Annotated in this window: 7 protein-coding genes and 1 tRNA gene; 7 read left to right on the plus strand and 1 reads right to left on the minus strand. The window is 50.7% G+C overall.

The features are described from left to right. Nucleotides 1-8 precede the first annotated feature (8 nt). From tsaD to BLP55_RS04040, 6 genes are read left to right on the plus strand one after another with little or no spacing between them, the layout of a single operon-like run. A complete protein-coding gene (tsaD, locus tag BLP55_RS04015; RefSeq protein WP_091141032.1) occupies nucleotides 9-1,031 on the plus strand; it encodes a tRNA (adenosine(37)-N6)-threonylcarbamoyltransferase complex transferase subunit TsaD in 1,023 nt (340 codons plus the stop codon). Beyond that, nucleotides 1,031-1,735, plus strand: coding sequence for a 16S rRNA (uracil(1498)-N(3))-methyltransferase (locus BLP55_RS04020; RefSeq protein ID WP_091141033.1), 705 nt, complete (start codon nucleotides 1,031-1,033; stop codon nucleotides 1,733-1,735). Before tsaD ends, BLP55_RS04020 begins: the two co-directional genes overlap by 1 nt. Before the next feature lie 2 nt (nucleotides 1,736-1,737). Further along, nucleotides 1,738-2,373 (plus strand): DUF4159 domain-containing protein, encoded by a 636-nt coding sequence (locus BLP55_RS04025; protein WP_091141034.1) that lies wholly within the window; start codon nucleotides 1,738-1,740, stop codon nucleotides 2,371-2,373. Nucleotides 2,374-2,407: 34 nt separating this feature from the next. After that, the gene (locus BLP55_RS04030) at nucleotides 2,408-3,496 is read left to right on the plus strand and encodes an AI-2E family transporter (RefSeq protein ID WP_091141061.1); all 1,089 of its coding nucleotides are present in this window, start codon (nucleotides 2,408-2,410) and stop codon (nucleotides 3,494-3,496) included. Then, nucleotides 3,496-4,665 carry a THUMP-like domain-containing protein gene (locus tag BLP55_RS04035; RefSeq protein ID WP_091141035.1) on the plus strand — a complete coding sequence of 390 codons (1,170 nt, stop codon included), beginning with the start codon at nucleotides 3,496-3,498 and terminating at the stop codon, nucleotides 4,663-4,665. Before BLP55_RS04030 ends, BLP55_RS04035 begins: the two co-directional genes overlap by 1 nt. A gap of 3 nt (nucleotides 4,666-4,668) precedes the next feature. Next, nucleotides 4,669-5,241 (plus strand): hypothetical protein, encoded by a 573-nt coding sequence (locus tag BLP55_RS04040; protein ID WP_091141036.1) that lies wholly within the window; start codon nucleotides 4,669-4,671, stop codon nucleotides 5,239-5,241. Here the strand turns inward: BLP55_RS04040 and BLP55_RS04045 are convergent, their stop codons facing one another. Continuing rightward, a complete protein-coding gene (locus tag BLP55_RS04045) occupies nucleotides 5,242-5,886 on the minus strand; it encodes a M15 family metallopeptidase (RefSeq protein WP_091141037.1) in 645 nt (214 codons plus the stop codon). Between the two features lie 196 nt (nucleotides 5,887-6,082). Between BLP55_RS04045 and BLP55_RS04050 the strand changes: the two genes are divergently transcribed. Further along, nucleotides 6,083-6,156: transfer RNA gene (locus BLP55_RS04050), tRNA-Arg, on the plus strand. Nucleotides 6,157-6,749 lie beyond the last annotated feature (593 nt).

Here is a 6,749-nt window from a genome sequence, read left to right on the forward strand (position 1 = left end):
GCATTTTTATGCAAAAAAGTCCTGTTTTTATATTGGCTATCGAAAGTTCGTGCGATGATACCGCGGCGGCCGTCCTACAAAACGACAAAGTGCTGTCGAATGTTGTGGCCAACCAGGCGATCCACAACCAATATGGCGGCGTGGTACCCGAGCTGGCTTCGCGTGCGCACCAGCAAAACATTGTGCCCGTGATCGATGCGGCGCTCAAAAAGGCGGGCGTGGCCAAAGCCGATTTGTCGGCCGTGGCTTTTACGCAAGGCCCGGGATTGATGGGATCGTTGCTCGTGGGCACCTCGTTTGCCAAGTCGTTGTCGATGGCGCTCGACGTTCCGCTGATTGCCGTCAACCACATGCAGGCGCACGTGTTGGCGCATTTCATCGACGAGGACGGTTTCGACAAACCAGAATTCCCGTTTTTGGCGCTCACGATTTCGGGCGGACATACACAAATTGTCAAGGTCAACGGTTTTTTTGACATGGAAATCATCGGCGAAACCACCGACGACGCCGTGGGAGAAGCATTCGACAAATCGGCCAAGATACTAGGTTTGCCCTATCCGGGCGGGCCGCTGGTCGACAAATACGCGCAGCTCGGCAACCCCAAAGCATTTGCTTTTACCAAGCCCAAAGTGCCCGGACTCGATTTTAGTTTTTCGGGCCTCAAGACGGCGATCCTGTATTTTATCCAAAAGAATGTGGCCGAGAATCCCAATTTTATCGAAGAAAACCGCGACGACATTTGCGCGTCGATCCAACACACGATCATCGGGATTTTGATGGACAAGATCAAACAGGCCGCAGACCAAACCGGCATCAAGCAGGTGGCCATCGGCGGCGGCGTATCGGCCAACTCTGGTATCCGGCAGGCCATGAAGGATGCCGAAGCGTTGTACGGCTGGAAGACGTTCATCCCCAAATTCGAATACACGACCGACAATGCCGCAATGATCGGCATCGTGGGCTACCAGAAATTCCTGTCACACCATTTTGAAACCGCAAACGTGGCGGCCAAGGCACGGATCGCGTTCTGATGCAACTGTTCTACAACCCCAACCTTTCGACCGAATCGAAATCGTTTGTCTTTGACCGCGAAGAAAGCAAACACATCGTTAAAGTGTTGCGAAAAAAAAACGGCGATAACTTGTTTGTCACCAATGGATTGGGTTATTTGTTCAAAACCGAAATTACCCTTGCTTCAGATTCAAAATGTACGGTTGCCATCGTGTCGTTCCAGCGGCAAGAACCACTGCCGTATCAACTGCATCTGGCCGTGACGCCTACCAAAATGAACGACCGTTACGAGTGGTTTTTAGAAAAGGCGACCGAAATCGGCATTACAGCAATCACACCCATCATTTGCGACCATTCCGAACGCACCCAGCTCAAGCTTGACCGGATGGAGAAAATCCTGCAATCGGCCATGAAGCAATCGCTGCATTGCTACCTGCCGAAACTACACGAGCCGGTATCGTTCAAGGAATTCGTCAAACAAAATCGCGACGGCCAATTGTTCATCGCCCATTGCGAGGAAACCGACAAAAAATCGCTCAAATCGCAACTGCAAACCCGCACCGATGTCACAATATTGATTGGCCCCGAAGGCGATTTTTCGACCAAGGAAATCCAAACGGCGCTCGAAAATAAATTTGTTCCTGTATCTTTGGGCAACACGCGTTTGCGTACCGAAACCGCTGCGGTGGTTGCGTGCCACAGTGTTGCTTTTACCAACGAATGACTATGAAAAGATTGTTGCTTTTATTACTGATCGCTTTCAACGCACAAGCCCAGGAAATCGCCCTGCTCAAATACCACGGCGGCGGCGACTGGTACGCCAACCCTACTTCGCTGCCGAATCTGATCAAATTCTGCAACCAGAACATCCAGACGCGCATCAAGGCCAAACCCGCCACGGTCGAGCCGTCGAGCCCCGATTTGCTGTCGTACCCCTATGTACACATGACCGGTCACGGCAACGTGGTGTTCAGCGATGCCGATGTGGTGAATTTGCGACAATACCTTGCCGCGGGCGGCTTTTTGCACATCGACGACAACTACGGCATGGACCAGTACATCCGCAAGGAAATCAAGAAGATTTTCCCGGGCAACGACCTGGTCGAGCTGCCTTCGACGCATGCGATTTTCCAAAAGCCCAATCCGTTTCCCGCAGGGCTGCCCAAAATACACGAACACGACGGCAAACGGCCGCAAGCGTTCGGGATTTTTGTCGAAGGGCGATTGGTATTGCTGTACACCTACGAAACCGACCTGGGCGACGGATGGGAAGATCCCGAGGTGAACAACGACCCCGCCGAGGTACGGCAAAAAGCGCTCAAGATGGGCGCCAACATCATCGCCTATATTTTTGCCAACTGAAAAGTTTTAGTATCTTCACGGTAAAATGAACCCGATGACCTCTCAAACGATCGCCTCAGGGATTGTCAAAGCCGTGGCCGTGATTGCCGGCGTTTGCCTTGCGGGCTACCTGTTGTTTCAAATCCAGGCGGTACTGGTTTACCTGATTGTCGCGCTGATCACCACGCTCATCGGGCTGCCGATGCTGAATTTTTTCCAGCGCAAACTCAAATTCAACAACATTTTTGCGACCATCGCCACCGTATTGGTCTTTGTCCTGATCCTGGCCGGATTCGTCATGATGTTCATTCCGCTGGTATCGTCGCAGGGCCAGAATTTGTCGCTGCTGCAAACGGCCGAAATCGAAAAAAACCTCACCGAACTCATAGGGCAAATCGGCGTGTTTCTCGAAAGCCACAACATCGATTCAGAGAATTTGCTCAAGGAAGCCAACATCGGGTCGAAGCTCAATTTGTCGTTCATCCCGAATTTCCTCAACGGATTGCTGGGTACAATCGGCAGTTTTGGCGTGGGGCTGGCCTCGGTGCTGTTCATCACGTTTTTCTTTTTGAAAGACCGCGCGCTGTTCGTACGTGGCGCGCGCAGGCTCATTCCCGATTCGCACGAAGAGCAAATCCTCAATTCGCTCGACAAAATCAACCATTTGCTCACACGTTACTTTGTGGGATTGGCGCTGCAACTGTTGATTATCTTCATTCTGTACTTGATCGTACTGCTTATTTTTGGCGTAGAGAACGCGCTCGTGATTGCATTTTTGTGCGCCGTACTCAACATCATTCCGTATATCGGGCCGCTCATCGGCTCGGTGCTTGCGGCCCTACTGACGATGATCAGCAACATCGGTGGCGATTTCCAGACCGAGATTTTGCCGACGACCATTTATGTGATGATCGGGTTTTGGATCGTACAGGTGATCGACAACAACGTTTCGTCGCCGCTTATTTTTTCGAACAGCGTCAAATCGCATCCGCTCGAAATCTTTTTGGTGATCCTGGCCGCAGGCTCCTTATTTGGCGTGATCGGCATGATCGCGGCCGTACCGATGTATACGATACTCAAGGTGATCGCGAAGGAGTTTTTCCCAGATAATCCGGTCGTCAGGTTGCTGACCAAAGACATTTGATGACGCTGCTCGATCCCAAAGTCCAGCAATTCATCGACGCGCACGTTGGCGCCAACCTCACCGCCCTTGCGCTGCGCAAGAACCCGTTCCCTGAAGTCGATTGGACATCGATCCTGAACCAAATAGCGGCCAAGACCAAGGCCAAGGACAAGCTGCCGACGTGGTTTGCTACGCCCGGCATCGTGTATCCGTCGAAGATTTCGGTCGAACAAACGTCGTCCGAAAAAACCGCGCGCTATAAATCGGGATTGGTAACAGGGCAAAGCCTGATCGACATGACGGGCGGCTTTGGCGTAGACGATTTTTATTTCGCAAAACGTATCGACAAGGTCGTGCATTGCGAAATGAATACCGAACTTTCGGACATCGTCAAACAAAACCTCGGGCGGCTTGGCGTGGCCAACATCGATTGTATTTGTGGCGACAGCGCGCAAATCCTCAAAGTACTCGGTCGTCCGTTCGACTGGCTCTACATCGATCCTTCGCGCCGCAGCGAATCCAAGGGAAAGGTTTTTATGCTCGCCGATTGTTTGCCCAATGTACCCGATTTGCTCGACTTTTATTTCGCCTATGCGCCCAACATCCTTATCAAGACCGCGCCCCTACTCGATCTTTCGGCCGGGCTTCGCGAACTCAAGAACGTTCGCGGGATCCATGTGGTGGCCCTCGAGGGCGAAGTCAAGGAATTGCTTTGGCTGCTCGAAAAAGGCTACGACGGGCCCATCGGCATAGAAACCGTCAATCTGGTCAAGGACGGTGCCGAACGTTTTGGTTTTGAATGGGGCCAAGCCGTCACGCCGAGTTATGGGTCGGTGCAAAAGTACCTTTACGAACCCAATGCCGCAGTCTTGAAATCGGGCGGATTCGATCAGGTATCGGCGCAATTGGGGCTCGAGAAACTGCATCCACATTCGCATTTGTACACCTCAGACCAACGTATCGGTTTCCCGGGACGGTCGTTCGAAGTCAAGCAAGTGATCGACTACGGCAAAAAAGAAATGAAGCAGCACCTCGAAGCAAAGAAAGCCAACATCACCGTGCGCAACTTTCCCGAAACGGTCGAAAACATCCGAAAAAAACACAAAATCAAGGACGGCGGCACCGATTATTGTTTTTTTACGACCGATTTGAATAACCGCAAAATAGTCTTAATTTGCGCCAAAATTTAACCGATGAGATTTCTTGCCGTTGCCGCGCTGTTTTACTGCGGTCTTGCTTTTGCCCAAAAACCCTGTGATTTTAGCGTCAACGTGACCGATTCAACGGGTACGTACAAGGCCACCAAGGAAGTACTTTTGTACGAGAAGAACTTTGCGGGCCATGCGTCGTATATGTTCGCTTCGATTGCCGTGACCGACGGGCTGCCGACACTCAATTTACAATTGCTCGAAAAAAGCCAGGAGTTCATCAAGGCGCGTTGTTTTGATGCGGGTTCTAAGTTGTACCTGCAGCTCGAAAACGGCAAAATCGTCACGCTGTTGCACCTGCCCAAGGAAAGCTGCGGATCGATGGTGCGCGACGACAACGGGTTCAACAACCGCATCCTCACGGGCCATTTCCTGTTCAAGAAAGACGATGCAGACTTCTTAAAAACGTCGCCCATCTCGCTCCTGCGCATCAAGTTTGCGACCGAAGCCACCGACTACATCATGCGTCCGGCATTCAAGGCGGAGATAGACAACCAGTTGTACCAGCCGGCGAGCTATTTTGTCGATTATTACCACTGCATCAACGCGAGCAAGTAATCAGTCGCAAGGCCATTTGACGTTCGACACCTCGAAATTCTTGGCCGACCTCTTGAGGTTGTAATGCCACCACTCGCTTTCGAATATCCGAAACCCCAAACCCGTCATGGTGTTGCGCAACAGTTTTCGGTTTTGCTTGACCTCGCTGGATAAATTCTCGTAATCATGCGCGGCCTCGGGCCCAAAATGATCGAAACCGGTACCCATGTCGAGCTCGACGCCATTTTCATCCACCAAAGTCAAATCTACGGCGCCGCCGCGGTTGTGTATCGAACCTTTCCTCGGATCGGCCACATAGGTTGGGTTGGGCACGATGGCCCACATTTTCTTTTGGATATCGAGCGGGCGGTAGCAATCGAACAGCTTGATACGGTAGCCTTTCTTGAGGAATTTCTGGTTGGCCTTGACCAGCGCCTTGACCGTCTTGAAACGCAGCAAACATTCGCCGCAATCGTAAACCTTGGCCTTTAGGAAATTGTTGTCGGTGGCATAGCGCATGTCGTACACAAAGTCGTTGCTGTAGTCGCGCAGGTTGACAAAGGTGGTGTCGGCCACTTCAAGCCCGTCGATGTCGTTGGTGTCGAAATCGACGGTTTGGGCGCAAACCGACAACGAAAGAAACGAAACGATAACCGCAAACTTCATAAGCGCTTTTTGGCCAAGATACGCAAAATTCCATTGGCGGCGCTATCAACGGTTATATTCCAATTCTGTTAAACACAACTGGCTGACTTTAAAACAAAAAGCGCCACGGCATGAAACATGGCAATAGTCATCGTCAAAAAAGATGATTTTTCATCTTGCCAATTCAAATTATAGCGTTATATTTGCACGCCTTTACGGACGCATAGCTCAGCTGGATAGAGCACCTGCCTTCTAAGCAGGCGGTCGAAGGTTCGAATCCTTCTGCGTTCACGAATAAATCAAGAAATAAAAAAAAACGCCAAGCTCGCTTGAGCGTTTTTTTGTTTTCGAGATTTTCAGCGCGATGCATCAGTCGTCTAAAATTCCCTTTTTTTCTTGGGCGTGCCGGCGCAGAACCAGGCAACAACAAACCACATTCGTCGGGCGCCGTCGGGCTATCCGTTCCAATCTTTAACACAACCCAAAAAGAGGGTTGTGTTAAAGGATTTCCACTACTATCCCTCACGCAAACAGCGCGACAGATCCCATTGTGCAAACAACTTGCGATTTTTAGTCTTGGACCTTTTTGTTACATTTTGATATAAAATGTCATTATGTCACAAGATTTGTTGTGACATTTTGATATTTTTTACCAAAATGTCACAGTTTGGGTTTGGGTTAACGAAGTAAAGTGACAAATCCAATGACTGGGATCTTCGCACGGGAAAATGAATGTAGCGCAAATTACCGGCGACGTTACCGTCGTGGACGATTTGGGTTGAGAAGTCGTGCGATTGGGCAGGATTACTGTGATCCTGAGTTGGGGAAACGAGGGCAAAGTAAATCCCTGGCAACGCTCGGATTTACTAATGGCCAGCTATTGG

This window comes from Flavobacterium caeni (assembly GCF_900101895.1).
GTDB classification, from domain to species: Bacteria; Bacteroidota; Bacteroidia; order Flavobacteriales; family Flavobacteriaceae; genus Flavobacterium; species Flavobacterium caeni.